Here is a 22,223-nt window from a genome sequence, read left to right as displayed (position 1 = left end):
GACCCCACCGGCCGACCACAGCTGCTGCCGCAGCGGGGCGAATGACAAGGAGGCGGCGTGAGCAGCGACGCAGCCACCGCGGCCAACGCGGCCGGCGCCACCCGCACGACGTTCCCGGACATCTCCGGCCCCGGCCCCGGCCCGGACCAGGAGGCGCCCCTGCTCGGCCTGGGCGCCTCGCTGCCGCCCGCCGACGCCCGCGCCAAGACCGAGGGAACCTTCCCGTACGCGGCCGACCTCTGGGCCGAGGGCCTGCTGTGGGCGTCCGTGCTCCGCTCCCCGCACCCGCACGCCCGCATCCTGTCCATCGACACCTCGGCGGCGGCCGAGATGCCGGGGGTCCGCGCGGTCGTCACCCACGAGGACATCCCCGGCGACGGCTCCTACGGCCGCCGGGTCGTGGACCGCCCCGTCTTCGCCTCCGAGCTGGTACGCCACCACGGCGAGCCCATCGCCGCCGTCGCCGCGGACCACCCGGACACGGCACGCCTCGCCGCCGCGGCCATCGCCGTCGAGTACGAGGTCCTCGAACCGGTCACCGACCCGGAGAAGGCGTTCGCCGCCGAGCCGCTGCACCCCGACGGCAACCTCATCCGCCACATCCCGCTGCGCTACGGCGACCCGGACGTCGAGGGCGAGGTCATCGTCGAGGGCCTGTACCGCATCGGCCGTCAGGACCCCGCCCCGATCGGCGCCGAGGCCGGCCTCGCCGTGCCCCGCCCCGACGGCGGGGTGGAGATCTACACGGCCTCCACCGACCCGCACACCGACCGCGACCTGGCAGCCGCCTGCTTCGGCCTGGAGGCGGACCGGGTGAAGGTCGTCGTCACCGGCGTCCCCGGGGCGACCGGCGACCGCGAGGACCCCGGCTTCCAGATCCCCCTGGGCCTGCTCGCCCTGCGCACCGGCTGCCCGGTCAAACTGGCCGCCACCCGCGAGGAGTCCTTCCTCGGCCACGCCCACCGCCACCCGACGCTGCTCCGCTACCGCCACCACGCGGACGCCGAGGGCCGCCTGGTCAAGGTCGAGGCCCAGATCCTGCTGGACGCCGGCGCGTACGCCGACGCCTCCTCGGAGTCCCTGGCCGCGGCGGTCGCCTTCGCCTGCGGCCCGTACGTCGTACCGCACGCCTTCATCGAGGGCTGGGCCGTCCGCACGAACAACCCGCCCTCCGGCCATGTGCGCGGCGAGGGTGCGATGCAGGTCTGCGCGGCCTACGAGGGCCAGATGGACAAGCTGGCGGCCAAGCTGGGCCTCGACCCGGCCGAGCTCCGCCTCCGCAACGCCCTGTCCACCGGAGACATCCTCCCCACCAGCCAGACGGTCACTTGCCCGGCGCCGGTAGCGGAACTCCTCCGAGCCGTACGCGACTTCCCCCTCCCCGCCCTGCCCAAGGACACCCCCGAGGACGACTGGCTGCTCCCCGGCGGCCCGGAGGGTGCGGGCGAGCCCGGCGCCGTACGGCGTGGGGTCGGCTACGCGCTCGGCATGGTCCACATGCTCGGCGCCGAGGGCACGGACGAGGTCTCGACGGCCACGGTCCGGGTCCACGACGGCATCGCCACGGTCATCTGCGCAGCGGTCGAAACCGGCCAGGGTTTCTCGACCCTCGCCCGGCAGATCGTGCAGGAGACCCTGGGCATCGAAGAGGTCCACGTGGCCGCGGTCGACACCGACCAGCCCCCGGCGGGCCCGGCGACGCACGGCCGCCACACCTGGGTCTCCGGCGGAGCGGTCGAGCGGGCGGCCAAGATGGTGCGCACCCAGCTCCTCCAGCCGCTGGCCCACAAGTTCGGCATGTCCACGGAACTCCTCCAGATCGCCGACGGCAAGATCACCTCGTACGACGGAGTGCTGTCCACGACGGTCACCGAGGCGATGGACGGCAAGGAACTCTGGGCCACCGCCCAGTGCCGCCCGCACCCGACCGAGCCCCTCGACGAGTCCGGCCAGGGCGACGCGTTCGTCGGCCTCGCCTTCTGCGCGATCCGCGCGGTGGTGGACGTCGACATCGAGCTCGGTTCGATCCGGGTCGTCGAGATGGCGGTCGCCCAGGACGTCGGCCGGGTCCTGAACCCCGCCCAGCTGGCCATCCGCATAGAGGCGGGCGTGACCCAGGGCATCGGCGCGGCGCTCACGGAGAACCTCCGCACCGCCCGCGGCCTGATCCGCCACCCCGACCTCACCGGATACGCACTTCCGACGTCCCTGGACGCACCGGATATTCGCATCGTCAAACTCGTCGAGGAACGCGACGTGGTGGCCCCCTTCGGCGCCAAGGCCGCCTCGGCGGTGCCGGTGGTGACGTCCCCCGCGGCCGTCGCCTCGGCGGTCCGCTCGGCGACCGGCCGCCCGGTCAACCGCCTCCCGATCCGCCCACAGGCCGCGGTCGCAACTCCCAAGGCGTGAGCGGCGCATGAGGGTGTGATTCGCGTTGCACGTGCAACCCAGGGGTGCGAGCTGTCACTGATGCTGACTACAGTGATCTCCAAAGCTTCAGCCACTTGTATACGGGGGAGGGCGCTGTGCTGCCGAGTGACGCGGGGTCAGGGGCGGGACCGGCTCCGGGATGGCCGTTCGGCGGCATCATCGAAGCGGTGCAGGACACCGTGGGCGACCTGGTCACGGAACTCCAGTCGTTCACGAAGTTCCGCGACCGCATCGACCAGCTCCTGGAGGACCTCAAGGCATCGCCGGCCGATGCGAGGAAGGTGGGCGAGGACCGCGTAGCCCCCAGCCAGTTCGGCGACCCGGCCTGGGCCGAGGCGAGCGGACTGTACGGCTCGTACAAGGCGGTCATCACGGAGCTGGAGAACCTCTCGAAGATGCTCTCGGACTCGATGGAGGGCATGGGCATCGCGGTTCTCGCCTCCCACAAGGGTTACGAGAACCTCGACGAGGACATCCGTGACCGCATGCGCGCGATCAGCGCCAGCACGAAGGAGCACTACGGCGGCGAGTACGTCCCGGAGTCGCCGGCCGGACAGAGCACCGACCCGACGCCGACCGCGAAGCCGACGCCCGAAGCGAGCTCCGGGAACTACTGATGGCGAACTTCACTGGCGTGGTGCGGGTACGGGCAGAGGTAGGGACGGGGGATCGGGATGCCTAAGAGGACATCGTTCGAGGACATGCCGCACGAGCAGATGCTCGCGTGGCTCGATCAGGCCAACAGCGGTGCCGTGCAGGGCGCGGCGGACCGCTTGGCGAGCGCGGCTACGGAGATCAAGAAGATCGCGGAGGACTTGAAGATCCGTCCGCAGATGGTGGACTGGAAGGGCGAGGGCGCGACCGCGTTCCGTACCTGGACCGCCGACCTCGCCAACGCGACGTTGCGCCTGGCCGAGTACAGCGACGGCGCCTCGATGCGGCTGGCCGACGCCTCCGACGCGATCGCCCAGGCCCAGGTGACGATTCCTCGCACGCACGCCGGCGCACAGGCGAACCTGGACGCGGCGCTCGCGGCGCGGAACGACCCGGACGCTTCGGCGGTGGCACGGACGTCGGCGGAGACGCTGCTCGCCGAGAAGGAAGCGAACCGCCAGGAAGCGGCCCAGGCGATGAAGAAGCTCGCCGAGGCATATGAGCTGTCGAACGACCGGATCACGGGCTTGGAGGTGCCGAAGTTCCCGCCGCCTCCGAAGGCATTCGTGCCGGACTCTGAGGAGCGGGCCTTTGGCGCCGAGGGCTACGCCCGTGAAGGAGGAGCTGCGGGCGGAACCACCGGCGGTGTTGCAGGCGGCCCGACGGCTTATGCCAGAACACCCGAATCGACAGGTGGCGCAACGGCGATTCCAGGAATGGCACAGGCGCCCTCGTCCTCGGGGACGTCAGTGCTGCGTCCCGTGGACATGGAGATCGACAGCGTGGCCACGCTGCCGGACGCCCCGACCGTTCCTTCGGCGACTCCGCCGAGCCTGCCGGCAGGAGGGAAGACCGACGGCGGTTTGCCGCCGGTGATCGGTGGCGGCCCGCCCGTCGTCGCGCGTGGCCCGGGCCTGCCGCCCATGGTGAGCGGCGGAGGGAAGTCGACAGGCACTTCGCGCCTGCCCATGCCTCCGGCGACCAACACGACCGGCCCCGGACCCCTCGGACGACCCTCGGGCCAGACCGGAATCGTCGGTGGCCGCCAGGTCCCACCGTCGTCGGGCAAGCCGATGGTCGGACTTCCCCGCGGCACCGTGATCGGTGGCGAGGGGACCCACGGCAGCCGTGCGCCCATGGGGCACGGTCCGGGCATGGGCGGCTCCACCGGTGGTCAGAACGGCATGCTGGGCGGTCGCCGTCTGGCGGGTGAGACCGGCGGAATCGTGGGCGGTCGTCCGCAGCAGCAAGGGACCACCAGCGGTCGCCCGTTCACGCCCGGGGGAAGTGGCCTGGTCAGGGGCGGGGGCTCGGCCCAAGGCGCTCGTGGTGCCGGTCCGATGGGGCGTGGGGGAGCCTTCACGCCCCAGCGACCGGGAGACTCGCGTCGTGAGGAGAACGGCGAGAGGCCGGACTACCTCACGGAGGACGAGGAGACCTGGCAGCAGAACGGCCGGCGTATCGTGCCGCCGGTCGTCGACTGAGTAACCGGCAAAGGAATCGCATGCGGATCAGCAGGAGCGCCAACCGGGGAGTGGCTCGCCCGGGAACCTTGGTCCCGGCCGTTGTGGGGCTGCTGCTGATCGGAGCCGTACCCGCTCGCGCGGACTCGGTGCGTTCCGACCAGTGGCACCTCGACAGCATGCAGGCCGAGCAGATGTGGGAGACGAGCACCGGTAAGAACGTCACCGTTGCCGTCATCGACTCCGGAGTCGATGATTCCAACCCGGATCTGCTCGGCCAGGTGCTCAAGGGAAAGGACCTGGCGCCGGATTCTCCTGGCGACGAACACGTCGACTATCTCGGTCACGGAACGGGAATCGCCGGGCTGATCGCCGGTACGGGCCAGTCGGGTGGGGGTGACGGTGCATTCGGCCTTGCGCCAGGAGCGAAGATCCTTCCCATTCGTATGAGGGACGACGCCGGCAAGGTCAACGGGGCAACCGGTGGCAAGAACTTCAACGATGACCTGACGGCGGCCATTCGCTATGCGGTTGACAATGATGCCAAGATCATCAACGTCTCGTTGGCGAATGAGGAGGGTTCGCAGCGGCTCAGCGATGCTGTGAAGTACGCCCTCCGGAAGGGATCGTTGGTCTTTGCTGCTGTCGGAAATACTGGCGACAAAGATAATTCGATCGAATATCCGGCAGGTACTCCAGGAGTTGTCGGTGTGGGGTCTGTTGATGTGGACGGCACGAGAGCTCCGACGTCCCAGTACGGAAGTCAGGTAGATCTCGCGGCGCCGGGTGTGGACATGGTCCATGCATGTGGCCACCAGAAATCGGGTTTGTGTAAATCCACCGGCACCAGCGACGCCTCCGCCATCGCCTCCGCCTCCGCCGCCCTGATCTGGTCCCAGCACCCCGACTGGACCAACAACCAGGTCCTGCGCGTCCTGCTGAACACGGCGGGCGGCCCCGAGAACGGTGCCGAGCGCACCGACGCCATCGGGCACGGCATCGTCCGCCCGCGCATCGCCCTCAAGACCCCGGGCGACCCCGGTCCCGCCGACGTCTACCCGCTCCCCGACCTCGCCGCCGCCGAGTCCGCGAAGCCGTCCGCCGAGCCGTCGCAGGCCAAGGGCGGCTCCGAGGCGGACGAGACCCCGGCCGCGGCTGCCACCGCCACCGACGACGAGGGCAACACGGGCCTCTGGATCGGACTCGGCGTCGGAGCGGCAGCCCTCGTCGGTGGGGCGGTGGCCGTCACCGCCGTCCGCTCGCGCCGCCGTGCTGCGGCGTCGGCTTCCGCCGTACCGCCGTACCAGCAGGGCCAGCCGCCCTACCCGGCCTACGGTCCGCCCCCGGGGGCGCCGCAAGGCCAGTCCCCGTACGGCGGCCCGCCGTCGCAGGGCCCACGCGTCTGAGCCGGGCGTCGCAACCTGCTCCGAAATGCCCCTTTTGGCATTGATTCCTATAGTGGGTGCCGTCGTGCACCCACTACGAGGAGTCAGTCGTATGAGCAATCTGTTCGCCATCGCCTACAACGACCTCGCCACCGCCGACCAGGTCAGGGACAAGCTGCTGTCCCTGCACCGTGAGCACCTCGTCGAGCTCGACGACGTCGTCGTCGTCGAGCGTCGCGAGAAGGACGGCCGGATCAAGCTGCACCAGGCCAGCAACCATCTCGCCACCGGTGCGGCGGGCGGTGCGCTGTGGGGGAGCGTCATCGGGCTGCTGTTCTTCGCGCCGTTCCTCGGCGCGGCCGTGGGTGCGGCGGCGGGTGCGGCCGGTGGTTCCGTCACGGACACCGGGGTCGACGACGCCTTCATGCGGGAGTTCGGCGCCAACCTCAAGCCCGGTGCGGCGGCCGTCTTCGTGCTCGTCCGTTCGGCGGCCCGCGACAAGGTCGTCCCGGAGCTCGCGAAGTTCGGCGGTCAGCTGATCCAGACCTCGCTGAGCAAGTCGGACGAGGAGCAGCTGCGGGAGATGGTGAAGGAAGCCCGTAAGGGGGACCAGGCCCAGCAGGTTCCCGTCGCGCCCTGACTCGGCGCTCGTGCGGTGACGGCGGCCGGCCGCTGCGGAAACGCAGGGGCCGGCCGCCTTCCGTGTGGGCGCCCTACGGCCCGGTGGGGTGCGCGCCGAGCCATTCGGGCGCCAGCACCGACCAGATCTCGGTGTCCTGTCGTACGCCTCGGTAGAGGTCGTTCTGCCGCTGGACGCCTTCGAGGGTCATCCCGAGCCGCTTGGCCACATTGATGCTGGGGGTGTTCTCGGGGGCGACCAGCCACTCCACACGGTGGATGCCGCGTTCCCGGATCACCCAGTCGATGATCACGCGGAGCGCGCGGGTGACCAGGCCGCGTCCGGCGGCGTCCGGTTCCAGCCAGCAGCCGGCCTCGCAGGTTCCCGAGGCGACGTCGAAGGCGGGCAGGAGGATGCCGCCGACGAGGAGTCCGTCGAGCCGGATTCCGTAGATGCGGCCGGTGTCGGCGGCGGTCCTGTCGGCGTGCTTCCGGAGCCAGCTCCGCGCGGAGTCGAGGTCGTGCACGACATCGGGGAGCCCGACGTGCCGGCCGATGTACGCGCGGCCACGGTTCATGTGGGCCAGGAACTCCTCGGCCTGCCAGGGCTCCAGTGGTCCCAGTTCTGCCCCGTCACCCAGGGGTATCGCGAACATGCCCGTCCTCCTCAGCGATCGTGCGCGGCCTCCGGATCCTCCCACGTGACCTGCGCGGTTCCCGGAGGGCACCTCCCGGATGGAAGTCGTTGAAACTGGGCCGTTAGCGTGTGCGTCTATCGAGGGCGGAGGCAACGGCTCCGATGGAATCCGATACGCGAGTACGGGGGAATGCATGACGTTCGACGCAGAGTGGGCGACGCTTCGTGCGGAATCGACGCAACGGGTCGATATGCGGCTGAACAGCGTCCCGCCGGAGCCCGGGGGCTCCGGCGGTCCGTCCTCCGCCGACCTTGCGGTCAATCAGGACAACTTGGGTGCCATCGGGCACGACGCGTACGAACTGCGGACCAGGGTCTCGAAGGACGGCGATCACGCCAGGGCCTCGACCTTCGACGCGGCCATCGCGCTCACCAACGGGAACTTCGAGAGCGGTTCGGGACTGCTGAAGGTCCACGACCGGTGGAACACGCATCTGAAGACGCTCCTCGACGCGTGCTCGCAGATCTCGAATCATCTCAACTACACGAAGTCCGCCCACCAGAAGGACGACGTCCAGATCGGCGGCGACCTGATCTCGGTGTCCAAGCTCAACGAGTATCTGAAGTAATCCGCGGGGGAACAGGTCATGTTGAAGTACGAGGACATCGTCGACGCACCGGTCGGCAAGCTGAAGACGGCCGCGGACGAGTGGTCGGAGATGGTCACCAAGCTGGACCGGCTGGCCGACGACGCCAACGACGGAATGAAGACCAAGGCGGACAAGGCCGAGTGGGAGGGCGCCAACGCCGGCGTCACCAAGGCGTTCATCGGCAAGACCGCGAAGGAGTTCAAGGACGCGGCGGCCGAGGCCAAGGGCGTCAAGCTCATCCTGGAGGACGCCCACACCGCCTTCAAGAAGGCCAAGGACGACCTGGTGGCCATCCGGGACGTCGAGGGCCCGGCGGCGGGCGTCCACGTCGACGCCAAGGGCAAGGTCACGGCCCGCCATCCGCTGGAGAAGGACAACGCGGCGCGGCACGACCCGGACTACACCGAACTCCTGCGCAAGCAGCGGGAGTCCCTCGAAGCCTGGCAGAAGAAGATCGACCTGATCGTCGACAACTGCAACGACACGGACGTCGCCTTCAAGAACGCCCTGGAAGCCAACGTCACCGAGGGCCAGGACTTCAGCGCTCCGAAGTACCAGAACCTGGACCAGGAGGAGGCCGCCCGCGCTGCCGCCCTCGCTGCCAAGGGCCGCGACATCACGCACACCGAGCTCCAGGCGCTCAACGAGCTGCTCCACGACAACAGCAAGGCTCCCGAGTTCTCGAAGAACTTCTACGAGAAGCTGGGACCGGAGAAGTCGCTCGCCTTCTTCGGGCAGCTCGCGACGGATACGCACGACTACGCCAAGGTCGACAAGGAACGCCTCAAGGACGTCCAGGATCTGCAGCGGAACCTCGGTCTGAACCTGGCCACCGCCTCGCACGACAAGGCGTTCTCGGCCGAATGGGGTCCGGAGCTGCGCAAGCTCGGCACCGAGCAGATCCCGCTGTCGAAGTACGACAACTCCGGTGGCGCGTACGGGTATCAGCTGCTCGGCGGCATCATGCGGTACGGGAACTACGACGCGAAGTTCCTCAACCCGATTGCCGAACATGTGGCGCAGCTGCACCAGAAGGACCCGTACATGTTCGCCAACAACAAGCAGATCAACGGCTTCCTGGAGAACCCGTTCAACCCGTCGGGGAAGAACGGATCCGGCTACGACCCGACCACGGCCATGTTGGAGGCGCTGGGGAACAGCCCGGACGCCGCGAAGCACTTCTTCGCCGACGATCCGACCGCGTACAACGAGGACGGGACCGTCAACGCGGGCGCCACGGCGGACCTTGGCAAGGACAAGGACGGCAACGCCATCAAGAACTACCTCGACTTCTTCGGTAACGAGAAGTGGGAGTCGTTCCCGGACAGCAACTCCACCGACCCGGACAAGCTGGCGCCGACCCTTCAGTACATGCCGGACGCGCTGGGGCACGCCCTGGAGTCGGCGACCCTCGGCTATCCGGCCGGTCACCCGGACGCGGGCGTGGTGCGGGATGCCGACAACGCGGCGGTCATGCAGTCGGTCATGGAGAAGTACGGCTCGGACGCGGGGCTGCTCAAGCAGCACGAGGCGATGGCGGACAGCCTCGGCACCATGGGGGCCGGGTATATCGACGACATCAACTGGGCGCTGGACAAGGGCAATCCGGACAGCGTCTTCGCCCCCGGAAAGAACCCGGACGGGCACATCGACTTCGCGGACGACGAAGAGGGCAGGAGGACCGCGCGCGGGTTCCTCAGTGTCCTCGGACAGCACCCGGACGCGTACGCCACCATGTCCAAGGCGGAGCAGGTGTACTCCTCCAGCGTGCTGGAGGCCCAAGTGGGCCCCGACGGGAAGATCGACACCGGGGCTGCCCGATCGACGGTGCACGTCGGCGCCGAGGTGCAGGGCATGCTCGACCAGTCCCGCGCCGACCAGGTCGAGGCGACGAACCTCAAGACCCACGAGGACTACGAGAAGGCGGTGGCCAAGCGGGCGGGGTGGATCGAGTTCGGCGCCGCGGCCGGCGTCGCGGCCGGTGTCGCCTTCCTGCCCGCGACGGCTGCCGTGGGCGCCGCCGCGGTCCTCATCCCGCTCGCCACCGACACCGCCAGTGGGGCCGTGGAGCAGGTCATCGGCCAGGTCATCGGCGATATCTCCGACAACTCCGTGGACGAGCACAAGGAAAAGGTGGAGGACCTCACCCGGGAGGAGAAGACCAAGGTCTACTCCGCCGGCGAAGGCATGGCCGAAGCCCCGATGGAAGCGTTCATGGCGCAACACGGTATCGACATCAACAGCGAGTTCGGCCAGGACCTGAAGGAATCCATGAGGATCGGTTACGGGACGGGCAACGACCGTGAGAACCAGCAGGGCAGCGACCCGGAAACCGGCTGACGCGGTGAGGCACGGAGACAGAGAGATGCTGATGTTGATCAAGGACAGGCGTATCCGCAGCGGCCTTTCCGGCGTGGCTGTGGCCGCTTCCCTGCTCGTCGGTGCCGTCGGCTGCGGCGGCGAGGGCGCCAAGCCCGACGAGAAGTCCGTCGCCGCCGAGAAGCTGTGCGGGGGTGCCGTGTCCGCCGATGCGGGGAAGGCGCTGAAGGTCATCACCGGGTCGACCCGGTTCGAGGAGTCGGCCGATACGTCCACGGTCGCCCATGCCGCGGACCAGCTGATCGGTGCCTTCCCACCGGCCGGTACCGGCTCTCCCGGCGACGACGGTGACGTCTGCCGGATCTACACCCCCGCCGGAACGCCGGGTGACGAACTCCGCGTCACCTGGCGCCTCTCCCACGAGGGCCCTGGGGACGAGAGGCCCGCTTCGAAATTCACCCCGCTGAAGATGGGCGAGCGGGCGGGGGCCGCACCGGACGATGCGTTCATCGAGTTCGCCTGCCGGAGCGCCAAGCTGCCAGGGTCCACGCAGACCCCCGGCCATGTCCGGATCGGCGTCGAGCGGACGGGAATGCCGCAGGAGGCCGAAGGCGACGTCGAGGCGCTGAAGCGGGCCTACGCGACCGTGACGCACTCGGTCTCGCTCGCCATGGCGGAGGAGCTGGGCTGCGAGGGGAAGGCGGGACTTGAGCCCCAGGCATCGTTGGATCCGGCGTGAAGCCGGGCTTCGCCGCTGACTAAGGTGATCTCCGAAGCTTCCAGGGAGTGTCCGCAAAGTATCGTCGTCCACCCGCTGGCCAGACGAGACTTTGCGGACACGACCTAGGGCCTCTCGTTCGGATCATGCCGGGCTCGCGTGCCCTGGCGCGAGCATCTGCGGCGTTGTCGTCGGTCGCCGACGCTCCGCGTCGACTCCCTCCTCCGCCTTGCAGCTGCCCGCACCAGACCCCGCTCCCTGATCCGGCCTGATCCAAACGAAAGACCCTAGGGGGAGATTGCTGTGCTGCCGAGCCATCGGGGGGCGAGGGCCGCGGCGCTCGCCCCCGTGCGAACGGGCCTGTTCCGGACGGTACTTCCGACGGTCCTGGCGTTGCTGGCGCTCGGCGTGGGCACGGCGCCCGCGCACGCGGACACGGTGCTCTCCGAGCAGTGGCACCTCACCCGGATGCAGGCCCAGGAGATGTGGCGGACCAGTACCGGGGCCGGTGTCACGGTCGCGCTCGTCGACACCCGGGTGCGCGAGGTTCCCGAGCTGTCCGGCCGGCTGCTGCCCGGCAAGGACTTCCGTGGGGGAGCCGCCGGTGAGCGCAACGACCGCGGCACCACCGCCGCGTCCGTGATCGCCGGTACCGGCAAGGGGCCCGGCGGGCAGGAGAGCGCGTTCGGGCTCGCCCCCGGGGCGAAGGTGCTCCCGCTGGAGATCTCCGACGGCCAGGGCACCGGCAACGCCGCGGCGCAGGGCGATGCCATCAACACCGGACTCGCTCCGGCCCTCCGGTACGCGGCCGACTCCGACGCGAAGATCATCAGTGTGTCGCTCTCCGCGTCCAGCGACACCGACGAGGTGCGCGCGGCCGTGGACTACGCCCGCAGCAAGGGGAAGCTGATCTTCGCGGCCGTGGGCGAGTCCCTGATCGACGCGCCGCTGGTGCAGTACCCGGCCGCGACGCCCGGGGTCGTCGGCGTCAGCGCCGTCGGCAAGGACCTGAACGGCCTTCGGAAGGCGGGTGCCGGGCTCGCGGTGGATCTCAGCGCTCCCGGCGAGGACATCATCAGCGCCTGCGCGGGCAGTACCGGGCTGTGCCGGAGCGAGGGCACCGCGGTGGCCACCGCACTGGCCTCCGCGTCCGCCGCGCTGATCTGGTCCGAACACCCCGCGTGGACGGCCAACCAGGTCCTGCGCGTCATGGTCGGCACTGCGGGCGGCCCGACCAGCGGCGCCGTACGCAACGACTTCATCGGGTACGGGATCGTCCGGCCCCGCATCGCGCTGAAGACCCCGGGCGATCCGGGGGCTGCCGACCGGGACCCCATCGCCGACTACCGCACCGCGTCCCCCACCCCCAGGCCGTCGGCCTCCGCATCGGCCTCCGTGCCGCAGGAGCCCTCCGGCGGGGCGGGCTCCGGTCCGGCGCAGGGCGCACCCGCGGTCGCCGCGTCGGACGGCGGACACAGCGGGGCCTTCTGGCTCGCGCTCGCCGTGGGCGCCGCCGGACTGCTCTGCGTGGGTGTCGCCGTGCCGCCCCTGCTGGCCGACCGGCGGCGTGCCCGGCCGGCCGGTCTCAGTCGTCCTTGAGCCGCCACGCGGCCGTGCCGCCGCCCACGGCGAGCGCGGCCCCGCCGGTGGCGAGTGCGGTGAGGAACCTGCGCCGGGTCCGGTCCATCGGGGCGGCGGCGGGGTCTGCGGGGATCAGGCGGGCCGCCTCGGTCTCGTACCGGCCGATCAGCGGCGCCAGGCCGCCCTGCCGCCAGACCTTCTCCGCACGCCGCGGGGGCGCGAACGCGAGAGCGATCTGTTCCGGGCCGGGCCGCGCACCCGGCTCCTTGGCGAGGCACGGGGCGATGAGCGCCCGTAGCGGCTCGGGGACGCAAGACAACTGCGGCTGACCGTGCACGACTTCGTACTGCACGGCGGCGACGTGGTCGCCCGTGAAGGCGCGTGTCCCGCCCGCCGCGAACGCCAGGACGGCGCCCAGGGAGAAGACGTCGGCGGCCGGGCCCACCCGGTGCCCGAGCACCTGCTCGGGCGCACCGTAGCCGGGTGTGACGGGGATCTGGCCGGCCGTCGTGAGGGTGAGCCCGTGTTCCGGGCGGGCGATACCGAAGTCGATGACGCGCGGCCCGTCCGACGTCAGCACGATGTTCGCCGGCTTGAGGTCGCGGTGCACGATCCCGGCGGCGTGGATCTCGTGCAGGGCACGGGCCAGGGCCGAGGCCAGGATGTGCACCGTCGGGGCGTCGAGCGGTCCGTGGGCCGCGATCGCCTGCTCCAGGTCGGGGCCGGCCAGGAACTCGGCCGCGATCCACGGCCGCCCGCCCTCGACCTGCGCGTCCAGCACCCGCGCCACGCCCTTGCCGGTGACGGACCGCGCGGTCTGCGCCTCGCGGACGAAGCGCTGCACCAGCTGCTGGTCGTGGGCGAGTTCGGGCCGCAGCGACTTCACCGCAGCCCGGTGGCCGTGGCCGTCCTGCCCGAAGTAGACCTTGCCCATCCCGCCCTCGCCGAGCACGCCGAGCAGACGGTACGGGCCGAGCCGGAGCGGGTCTCCTGGGCCGAGCGGTTTCATGGCGAGTCCTTCTCGGAGGAGTGAGGGAAGAGGGGGGAGGCGGGAGCGACCGTACGGTGCCGCGGTCAGCCACCGAGGCGCAGGGCCTCGACCTCGCGCTCGGCGCCGTTGCCGACGAGTGTGTCCTTGCCGGGGGCCTGCGCGAAGTTGCGGATCGGGGTGCGCAGCGAGCGTACGTACGTCCGGCTGCTCAGCTCGATCGCGCCCAGCCCCTGCTCGTCCCCGTAGTAGAGGTGCGTGCCGGTGACGACGGGCGGCGCCACCGCAGTGGTCGAGCTGCCCTCGGGAACCGCGACCTCCCAGAGGAGTTCGCCGCGTTTCGGGTCCAGGGCGACGATGCCCCCCGCGCCCTCCGCCGCGTACACCACGCTGTTCCGGACGGCCGGCGGCCCGTAGTGGTCATCGCCGTTCGTCACGCCGCCGAAATCACGGTCGCGGCCGAACTCCCAGACCACCTCGCCGTTGGACAGCCCGATCGACTGGACCACGGTCGACCCGATGTAGAGGTGCGTACCGTCGTCGGCGAGCTGGGCACCGCTGCTCACCAGAGTGGAGCTGCTGTCGGCAGCGGCCTCCAGGGACCGGGTCCACAGCACCGCGCCCGAGCCGGTGCCGTACGCGGTGAGAGCGAGGTCGTACGAGGTCTGCCCGACGACGAGCCGGTCGCCGACGACCTTGCCGAACGCCGAGCTGTAGCCGCTGCCCTTCTTCCACTCCTTCAGGGGGACGCGCCAACGGAGCTTTCCCGTGCGCGCGTTCACCGCGTACAGCTTCCAGTCGAACGTCTCCGCGCTGTCGTCCCCGGCCGTCAGGTACACGGTGTCGGCGGTGGCGCAGAGGATTTCGGCGCGCGCGCCCTCCGGCAGTCGCAGGTCCTTCCACGTGGTCACCGTGCGGTCCTTCCGGCCGGTGGCCACGTCGACCGTGACGACCGAGTACGACTCGGTCGGCTCGCCGACCACCCAGTAGAGCTGGGAGCCGTCCGTGACGGCCCGGCCCTCGAACAGCGTCGGGAAGAACATCCAGAGTTCCCTGCCGTCCGCCGGGTCGAGGCCGCGCAGCTGGCCGCCCGTCGTGACGACGACGGCCTTGCCCACGAAGAGCGGCGGCATCGTCTCGTCGGCCTTCCCCTCGCCGGTGGTCCACAGCACGTCCCAGGGCCCCGCCGTGTCGCGGGCCGCGGGTGAGGCGGACGGGCCCGCCCCGGATACGGACGGCGACGGCGAGCCCTTCGCCTCCGACCGGCCGGGCCGCAGCCACAGTCCGGCGCCCGCGAGCGCCCCGGCCGCCACCACCCCGCCGAGTGTCAGGAGCCCGCGGCGGGACAGCGCCGTGCGCCGGGATGCCGGTGCGGCGGTGGCGGTGACGGGCGGCTCCGCGGGCGCCGGGAGCCGCTCGGGGCGGAACTGCCAGACCTCGGCCGCGCGGCGGGCGATCTCCGAGAGGAGCGGCTGGGGAAGGTGGTCGGCGAACTCGCCGTGCCCGTCGTGCAGCGCGGCGGCCAGCTCCCCGGTGGCCGGGCGCAGCGCGGGGTCCTTCGCCAGGCACCGGGCGAGTACCGGTGCCAGCGCCTCCGGAACGCCGGTCAGGTCGGGGTCGGCGTACCGGACGCGGTACAGCAGGTCGGCGGGCTGCCCGCTGCCGAACGGGCCGTGTCCGGTGGCGGCGAAGACGAGGACACCGGCGAGCGCGAAGACGTCACCGGCCGGAGTGTGCTCCTGCCCGGTGGCCTGCTCCGGGGACATGAACGCGGGGGTTCCGGCGGCAGCGCCCACGCGGGTGAGGCGGTCGTCGCCGAGGGCGCGGGCGATACCGAAGTCGATGACCTTCGGTCCGTAGGCGGTGATCATGACGTTGGACGGCTTCAGGTCGCGGTGCACCACTTCGGAGCGGTGCAGCTGCCCGAGCGCGCCGCACAGCGCGGCGCCCACCGCCCGTACGGCCGCCTCGGGAAGGGGGCCGCTCACGGCGACCGCCTCGTCCAGGGGCGGACCCAGGACGTATTCCGTCGCCATCCAGGGCACATCCGCGAGCGGATCGGCGTCGACGACCTGGGCGCCGTGCCGGCCGCCGATCACCCGGGCCGCGTCTGCTTCCAGCCGGAACCGGGTACGGAAGGCGGCGTCGGCCGCGATGTGCGCGTGCACCGTCTTGAGGGCGACGGTCGCGCCGCCCGGTGTGCGGGCCAGGTAGACCGTGCCCATGCCGCCGCTGCCGAGCCGGGCGGCCAGCCGGTACGTGCCGATGTGCGAGGGGTCGTCGTGGAGCAGGGGTTTGATCATGGGTCAGGCTCCGAGGGGCGGTCGTACGTCGGCTGCGAGGATCTCCGCGGACTGCCGGGCGACCGCCGCGACCACCCGGCCGGGCAGCCGCAGCGCACCCGCTCCGGGTCCCGTGTCCAGGACGGTGGCGAGGGGAGCGGCGGTCGCCGGCGGTGCGAGTGCCTCGAGAACGTCGGTCGCCCGGGGCCGGGCCGCGGGGTCGCGGGAGAGACAGGCGGACACGAGCGAGCGCAGCAGGAGGGGGAGTTCGTCCCGGTCGGGGACGGTGTGGCCGGTGGCCGCGTACGCGAGGACCGCGCCCAGGGCGTACATGTCACCCGGCGGCCGGGGGCGCCCGCCCGCCGCCTGCTCGGGCGGGAGACTGCCCGGGTCGAGGCCCGGGAGACCCGACCGGGCCGTACCGTCCTCGGCGGCGGTGCGCGCCGCGCCGAAGCAGGTGAGCCGCGGGCCGTCCCCGGCCAGCAGTACGGCGGCGGGCGACACCCCGGCGTGGGTCACCCCGGCCGCATGGGCGGTGGCCAGCGTCTCGGCGAGGCAGCGGCCCAGCACGCGCAGCGTCTCCTCGGGCAGCGGCCCTCCGTTGACGGCCAGGGCCGTCGGGAGGGGGAGTGCGGGGACGTACGGGCGCGCGCACCACACGGCCGCGCCGGGCTCCGCGTGCTCGGTGACGGGGGCGGCCCAGGGGCCGAGCAGGAACCGGGCGGCCTGCGCCTCGGTGAGGAACCTGCCCGGATCGGTGCCCTGGAGCGGCACGCTCACCAGCGCGGTCCGGTCGCCGTCCGCGGTGCGGGCGATGAAGCGCTGTTCGGGGACGGCGGCGGCTCCGGGGCCCGTCGGGTCCAGCCGTGCGACGACGAGATACGGGCCGATCTGCCGGGAGGGCGCGTGGTGCGGCAGCTGCATGGAACGGAAATCCCCCCGGACGTCATCGGAACAGGGGGCAGCCTACTCAGTGATCACGTCCGGAGGCTTCGCGGCCGAGCGCGGGGCGGCCCCGGTCCCGCAACGCCACCGCCCGCCCCTCGGTGGGAGGGGCGGGCGGTGGCGTATGGAGACCGTGACCGGATTCGAACCGGTGTAACTCGAGTTGCAGTCGAGCCCCTGAGCCTCTCGGGCACACGGTCAGGTGTGTTTCTTCCTTGCCCTGACGACGTTAGGGCGGCGGCGCGGGGCCTTCAAGGGGCCCGGCCGGCCCGCAATACGACTGCCACACGCCGTTCATGACCTGGGCGGTCCCGGCGGCGGTCCGGGGCGTGCTGGGGGCCGCGGACCTACGACCAAGGGACGAGGGCGGAGCCGTCCACCGACAGGGTTCAAACAGGATCTTGCCCCTTACTCTTGGCTCATGACCGCTCTCGAACCGCGCGACGCCGACGTCTCGCCCCGCATCGGACCCCCCGTCGCCGCCGAGAGCGAAGGTGTACTCGGGCGGACCCACCGCGCGCTCAGCATCGGCATCGTCTCCGTGGTGCTCCTCATCGCGTTCGAGGCCACCGCCGTCGGTACGGCGATGCCGGTCGCGGCCCGTGAACTGCGGGGCATCCCGCTCTACGCGTTCGCGTTCTCCGCGTACTTCACCACCAGCCTCTTCGCCATGGTGCTCTCGGGGCAGTGGGCCGACCGGCGCGGACCGCTGGGGCCGCTCGCGGCCGGGATCAGTTCCTTCGCGGCCGGGCTCCTGCTCTCCGGGACGGCGGGGAGCATGTGGATGTTCATCGCCGGGCGGGCGGTCCAGGGGCTCGGTGGCGGGCTGGTGATCGTGGCCCTGTACGTGGTGATCGGCCGGGCCTATCCGGAGCGGATCAGGCCGGCGATCATGGCCGCCTTCGCCGCGAGCTGGGTGATCCCGTCCGTCGTCGGGCCGCTCGCCTCGGGGACCGTGACCGAGCACCTCGGGTGGCGGTGGGTCTTCGTCGGGATTCCCGTGCTCATCGTCTTCCCGCTGGCCCTCGCGCTGCCCGCGATCCGGCGGATGGCCGCGGGGCCGGCGGACGGTTCGACCGGTGCCGAGCCGTTCGACCGGCGGCGCATCCGGCTCGCGCTCGGCATCTCGGTCGGTGCGGGGCTGCTCCAGTACGCGGGGCAGGAGCTGAACTGGTTCGCGCTGGTTCCGGCCGTCGTCGGGACCGCGCTCCTGGTCCCCGCCGTCCGGGGTCTGCTGCCGCCCGGCACCGTACGGGCGGCGCGCGGGCTGCCCGCGGTGGTGCTGTTGCGCGGGGTCGCGGCGGGGTCGTTCATCGCCGCCGAGTCCTTCGTACCGCTGATGCTCGTGACCCAGCGCGGGCTGACCCCGACGATGGCCGGTCTCTCGCTGGCCGTCGGCGGCGGGACATGGGCGCTCGGCTCGTACGTGCAGTCGCGCCCCCGCCTGGAGAAGCACCGGGAGCCGCTCATGGTGGCCGGCATGGTGCTGGTCGCCGTGTCGATCGCGGCGGCGCCCACCGTGCTGATCCAGGGTGTGCCGGTCTGGATCGTCGCCGTGGCCTGGGCCTTCGGGTGCTTCGGCATGGGCATGGTGATCGCGTCGACCAGCGTGCTGCTGCTCAAGCTGTCGGCGCCGGAGGAGGCGGGAGCCAATTCGGCCGCCCTCCAGATCTCCGACGGCCTCTCGAACGTGCTGCTGCTCGCGGGCGGCGGCGCGGCGTTCGCCGCACTCGGCGGCGGAGCGCTGGGCGCGGCGGCGCACGGCGCGGGCGGGGGCGCGGGCTCGCACCCCGGCGCGTTCGTGGCGGTGTTCCTGCCGATGGCGGGGGTGGCGCTGGCGGGGGCGTGGGTGGCGGCGCGGGTGCGGACTCGGTAGCGGTACCACTCTGGCCCCACCTGCTGGTACCGTTTTGGTATGGCCATGAACCTGCGTCTTCGCGACGACCAGACCGAAGCACTCAAGCAGCGCGCCGAGCAGGAGGGCACGAGCATGCACGCCATACTCCTGCAGGCCGTCGACGATTACCTCGCCAGGACTGCCCAGCAGGCCATCGTCCGTAAGACCGCCAAGGAGCAGGCTGCCAAGTGGAGCGAGCTCATGGAGCGGCTCAAGTGACCTGCGTCTATCTGTCCTCCGAGGACATCCTCGTCATCGCCGGGCATGCCTGCGGCGACATGCAGATCGTGGTGCGCGATGTCGGCCTGCTCGAGTCGGCGGCGCACCGGCCTTCCGCGGCCATGTTCGGCGAAGAGGCATACCCGGACGTGATCGACAAGGCCGCGGCGCTGCTGCAGTCGCTGGCGATCAACCGCCCCCTGTTCGACGGCAACAAGCGCATGGCCTGGCTGTCCTGCGTGACGTTCCTGGCCATGAACGGAGTGGACCTGCATCCCGACATCGACGCCGCGGAACGCCTGGTCATCGCCGTGGCGACGGGGGAAATGGACGAGGTGAAGGCCATCGCGCAGGGACTCCGCGAGCTGGTCGTCACCGGGGTGTGACAGCCATCGCAATTCCTGCCGCAGCGGCGTAGTTCAGGGAGGTTCGCGACCGGGTCACCGGTAAGGTGGCCCGGTTGTCGTATCTCGTACGAGGTCGTGCGAGACCCGCGGACAGCGCCCCACGTACCCGAGAGACCCGAACCGGAGACCGTGACTACTACCGCCTCCCACCACCTCTCACCCGCCTTTCCCGGCCGCGCCCCCTGGGGTACGGCCGGCAAGCTGCGAGCCTGGCAGCAGGGCGCCATGGAGAGGTACATCCAGGAGCAGCCGCGTGACTTCCTCGCGGTCGCGACGCCCGGCGCAGGGAAGACCACCTTCGCGCTGACCCTCGCCTCGTGGCTGCTGCACCACCATGTCGTGCAGCAGATCACCGTCGTAGCGCCGACCGAGCACCTCAAGAAGCAGTGGGCCGAGGCCGCGGCCCGGATAGGGATCAAGCTCGACCCCGAGTACAGCGCGGGCCCCGTGAGCAAGGAGTACCACGGGGTCGCGGTCACGTACGCGGGTGTCGGAGTCCGGCCGATGCTGCACCGCAACCGGTGCGAACAGCGCAAGACCCTCGTGATCCTCGACGAGATCCACCACGCCGGTGACTCGAAGTCCTGGGGCGAGGCGTGCCAGGAGGCGTTCGACCCGGCGACCCGGCGCCTCGCGCTCACCGGGACGCCCTTCCGGTCCGACACCAACCCGATCCCCTTCGTGGCGTACGAGGAGGGGAACGACGGAATCCGGCGTTCCTCGGCCGACTACACCTACGGCTACGGCAACGCCCTCGCCGACGGTGTCGTGCGCCCGGTCATCTTCCTCAGCTACAGCGGCAACATGCGCTGGCGCACCAAGGCCGGGGACGAGATCGCCGCGCGGCTCGGCGAGCCGATGACCAAGGACGCGATCGGGCAGGCGTGGCGCACCGCGCTCTCGCCCACCGGGGACTGGATCCCCAACGTGCTCTCCGCCGCCGACAAGCGGCTCACCGAGGTGCGCAAGGGCATCCCCGACGCCGGTGGGCTCGTCATCGCGACCGACCAGGAGTCGGCACGCGAGTACGCCAAGATCCTGAAGAAGGTCACCGGGCAGAAGGCGACCGTCGTCCTCTCCGACGAGAAGGCCGCTTCGAAGAAGATCGACCAGTTCGCCGCGGACGAGTCGCGGTGGATGGTCGCGGTCCGGATGGTGTCGGAGGGCGTCGACGTGCCGCGCCTCGCGGTCGGTGTCTACGCCACCACCATCTCGACGCCCCTCTTCTTCGCCCAGGCCGTCGGGCGCTTCGTGCGGTCGCGGCGCCGGGGCGAGACCGCCTCCGTCTTCGTACCGACGATTCCGATGCTCCTCGACTTCGCCAACGAGATGGAGGTCGAGCGGGACCACGTCCTCGACAAGCCCAAGAAGGGCAGCGACGAGGAGAACCCGTTCGCCGAGGAGGACAAGCTCCTCTCCGACGCGGAGAAGCTGGAGGACGAGGAGACCGAGGAGCAGCTGCCCTTCGAGGCGCTGGAGTCCGACGCGGTCTTCGACCGGGTGCTGTACGACGGTGCCGAATTCGGCATGCAGGCGCACCCGGGCAGCGAGGAGGAGCAGGACTACCTCGGCATCCCGGGGCTGCTCGAACCCGACCAGGTGCAACTGCTGCTCCAGAAGCGGCAGACCCGGCAGATCGCGCACAGCCGCCAGAAGCCGGCCGCGGAGGCCGACCTGCTGGAGAAGCCGGCCGAGGCGCGGCCGGTCGTCACCCACAAGCAGCTGCTCGGGCTGCGGAAGTCGCTCAACACGATGGTGTCGGCGTACACGCACCAGAGCGGCAAGCCCCACGGGGTGATCCACACCGAGCTGCGCCGGGTGTGCGGCGGTCCGCCGAGCGCCGAGGCGACGGCCGGACAGATCCAGGACCGGATCAAGAAGGTCCAGGAGTGGGCCACCCGCATGACGTGAGTGGGGTGGCACGCACCCTCGCGCACCACACCGCCGGCCCGGGCAGGAGCACCGCTCCTCGCCCGGGCCGGTTGCTTGCATGGGAAATTTTTGGCCGATTATTTACGACCCGTTAACGATGGTTCACATGTGGTGCACATGCCGTATACGGAGCGTGGCGGACGTGTCGGCCGACCAGGACGCGCGTAGATGTCCGGGTTCCGGACGTTGCCCCGCTGACCGGCGCTTATGCCCGGCGGCCGTTCGGACGTTTCCGCAGGCGCCCGGATTCTGGACGAGGTCTTCCGCTGAGCGGACTGGCTCGCTACTGTCCCGGCCATATGAACGCCCCGTGGCAACGCCGCCGCGGAGCGCAGCCGGTGCCATGGCCAGCCGGCGGCCTCTCCGTGCGTCGCCGCTGGGACCGGTGCCGCGACGTCGGTCGGAGAGCCGCCGCCACTCACCAAGAGGGAGAGGGCGTCGTGACCGCGGAGACATCCCAGACGCTCGACCGAGGACTGCGCGTCCTCAAGCTGCTCGCCGATACCGACCACGGCCTGACCGTCACCGAGTTGTCCAACAAACTCGGTGTCAACCGCACCGTGGTCTACCGTCTGCTCGCCACCCTGGAACAACACGCCCTGGTACGCCGCGATCTCGGCGGCCGGGCCAGGGTGGGCCTGGGCGTGCTCCGCCTGGGCCGCCAGGTGCACCCCCTCGTCAGGGAGGCCGCGCTGCCCGCGCTGCGTTCACTGGCCGAGGACATAGGCGCCACCGCCCACCTCACACTGGTCGACGGCACCGACGCCCTCGCCGTCGCGGTGGTCGAACCGACCTGGACCGACTACCACGTGGCCTACCGCGCCGGCTTCCGGCACCCGCTGGACCGGGGTGCGGCGGGCCGGGCGATCCTCACCGCCCGGCAGCAGACCCCACCGGACCACCCCGGCTACACCCTCACCCACGGCGAGCTCGAAGCCGGGGCGAGCGGGGCCGCCGCTCCGCTCGTCGGGGTCTCGGGGGTGGAGGGCAGCGTCGGTGTGGTGATGCTCGCGGACGCCGTACCGGAACGGGTGGGTCCGCGGGTGCTGGACGCCGCCCGCGAGGTGGCGGACGCACTGAGGTGACCTGGGGCGGGGT

At 71.2% G+C, this 22,223-nt stretch carries 17 protein-coding genes, 1 tRNA gene and 1 pseudogene; 14 read left to right on the top strand and 5 right to left on the bottom strand.

From position 1 onward, the window contains the following. Window positions 1-57 precede the first annotated feature (57 nt). The 5 genes from OG230_RS13480 (at window position 58) to OG230_RS13460 (ending at window position 6,572) form a co-directional block, all read left to right on the top strand. Complete coding sequence (locus OG230_RS13480) at window positions 58-2,409, top strand: xanthine dehydrogenase family protein molybdopterin-binding subunit (RefSeq protein WP_328910437.1); 2,352 nt, start codon at window positions 58-60, stop codon at window positions 2,407-2,409. A 188-nt stretch (window positions 2,410-2,597) separates the two neighbouring features. Then, the gene (locus OG230_RS13475) at window positions 2,598-3,047 is read left to right on the top strand and encodes a hypothetical protein (RefSeq protein WP_328910436.1); all 450 of its coding nucleotides are present in this window, start codon (window positions 2,598-2,600) and stop codon (window positions 3,045-3,047) included. A gap of 57 nt (window positions 3,048-3,104) precedes the next feature. Next, the gene (locus tag OG230_RS13470; RefSeq protein WP_328910435.1) at window positions 3,105-4,568 is read left to right on the top strand and encodes a hypothetical protein; all 1,464 of its coding nucleotides are present in this window, start codon (window positions 3,105-3,107) and stop codon (window positions 4,566-4,568) included. Between the two features lie 20 nt (window positions 4,569-4,588). Beyond that, window positions 4,589-5,953 (top strand): type VII secretion-associated serine protease mycosin, encoded by a 1,365-nt coding sequence (mycP, locus tag OG230_RS13465; RefSeq protein WP_328910434.1) that lies wholly within the window; start codon window positions 4,589-4,591, stop codon window positions 5,951-5,953. Between the two features lie 91 nt (window positions 5,954-6,044). Continuing rightward, the gene (locus OG230_RS13460; RefSeq protein ID WP_328910433.1) at window positions 6,045-6,572 is read left to right on the top strand and encodes a DUF1269 domain-containing protein; all 528 of its coding nucleotides are present in this window, start codon (window positions 6,045-6,047) and stop codon (window positions 6,570-6,572) included. Between the two features lie 73 nt (window positions 6,573-6,645). Here OG230_RS13460 and OG230_RS13455 read toward each other — a convergent pair whose 3' ends face one another. Further along, the gene (locus OG230_RS13455) at window positions 6,646-7,206 is read right to left on the bottom strand and encodes a GNAT family N-acetyltransferase (protein WP_328910432.1); all 561 of its coding nucleotides are present in this window, start codon (window positions 7,204-7,206) and stop codon (window positions 6,646-6,648) included. 175 nt (window positions 7,207-7,381) lie between these two features. Here OG230_RS13455 and OG230_RS13450 point away from each other — a divergent pair, with 175 nt between their 5' ends. From OG230_RS13450 to OG230_RS13435, 4 genes are all read left to right on the top strand, one after another. After that, complete coding sequence (locus OG230_RS13450) at window positions 7,382-7,816, top strand: hypothetical protein (RefSeq protein WP_328910431.1); 435 nt, start codon at window positions 7,382-7,384, stop codon at window positions 7,814-7,816. Between the two features lie 18 nt (window positions 7,817-7,834). Further along, the gene (locus OG230_RS13445) at window positions 7,835-10,177 is read left to right on the top strand and encodes a hypothetical protein (protein WP_328910430.1); all 2,343 of its coding nucleotides are present in this window, start codon (window positions 7,835-7,837) and stop codon (window positions 10,175-10,177) included. 25 nt (window positions 10,178-10,202) lie between these two features. Then, window positions 10,203-10,895, top strand: coding sequence for a hypothetical protein (locus tag OG230_RS13440; RefSeq protein WP_328910429.1), 693 nt, complete (start codon window positions 10,203-10,205; stop codon window positions 10,893-10,895). 282 nt (window positions 10,896-11,177) lie between these two features. After that, entirely contained in the window at window positions 11,178-12,473 is a 1,296-nt protein-coding gene (locus tag OG230_RS13435; protein ID WP_328910428.1) for a S8 family serine peptidase, read from the top strand. Between the two features lie 4 nt (window positions 12,474-12,477). Here the strand turns inward: OG230_RS13435 and OG230_RS13430 are convergent. The 4 genes and pseudogenes from OG230_RS13430 to OG230_RS13415 all read right to left on the bottom strand — a co-directional run. Continuing rightward, window positions 12,478-13,464 (bottom strand): annotated as a pseudogene (locus OG230_RS13430) (serine/threonine-protein kinase); the annotation flags it as partial. Between the two features lie 65 nt (window positions 13,465-13,529). Then, window positions 13,530-15,746, bottom strand: a complete 2,217-nt coding sequence (locus tag OG230_RS13425) for a serine/threonine-protein kinase (RefSeq protein WP_328910427.1) — start codon at window positions 15,744-15,746, stop codon at window positions 13,530-13,532. Window positions 15,747-15,749: 3 nt separating this feature from the next. Further along, window positions 15,750-16,649, bottom strand: a complete 900-nt coding sequence (locus OG230_RS13420; RefSeq protein WP_328910426.1) for a serine/threonine protein kinase — start codon at window positions 16,647-16,649, stop codon at window positions 15,750-15,752. Window positions 16,650-16,795: 146 nt separating this feature from the next. Beyond that, window positions 16,796-16,870: transfer RNA gene (locus OG230_RS13415), tRNA-Cys, on the bottom strand. 221 nt (window positions 16,871-17,091) lie between these two features. Between OG230_RS13415 and OG230_RS13410 the strand changes: the two genes are divergently transcribed. From OG230_RS13410 to OG230_RS13390, 5 genes are all read left to right on the top strand, one after another. After that, window positions 17,092-18,546, top strand: a complete 1,455-nt coding sequence (locus tag OG230_RS13410) for an MFS transporter (protein WP_328910425.1) — start codon at window positions 17,092-17,094, stop codon at window positions 18,544-18,546. A gap of 39 nt (window positions 18,547-18,585) precedes the next feature. Further along, complete coding sequence (locus OG230_RS13405) at window positions 18,586-18,786, top strand: ribbon-helix-helix protein, CopG family (protein WP_026290595.1); 201 nt, start codon at window positions 18,586-18,588, stop codon at window positions 18,784-18,786. Next, window positions 18,783-19,172, top strand: coding sequence for a type II toxin-antitoxin system death-on-curing family toxin (locus OG230_RS13400; protein WP_328910424.1), 390 nt, complete (start codon window positions 18,783-18,785; stop codon window positions 19,170-19,172). The genes OG230_RS13405 and OG230_RS13400 overlap by 4 nt, the downstream gene beginning before the upstream one ends. Before the next feature lie 150 nt (window positions 19,173-19,322). Then, window positions 19,323-21,104: a DEAD/DEAH box helicase gene (locus tag OG230_RS13395; RefSeq protein WP_328910423.1), complete on the top strand. Its 1,782-nt coding sequence runs from the start codon at window positions 19,323-19,325 to the stop codon at window positions 21,102-21,104. A gap of 461 nt (window positions 21,105-21,565) precedes the next feature. Then, a complete protein-coding gene (locus OG230_RS13390) occupies window positions 21,566-22,210 on the top strand; it encodes an IclR family transcriptional regulator (RefSeq protein ID WP_328910422.1) in 645 nt (214 codons plus the stop codon). Window positions 22,211-22,223 lie beyond the last annotated feature (13 nt).

Source organism: Streptomyces sp. NBC_00234 (genome assembly GCF_036195325.1).
GTDB lineage: Bacteria > Actinomycetota > Actinomycetes > Streptomycetales > Streptomycetaceae > Streptomyces.
This window is presented reverse-complemented; position numbering and strand designations above follow the sequence as displayed.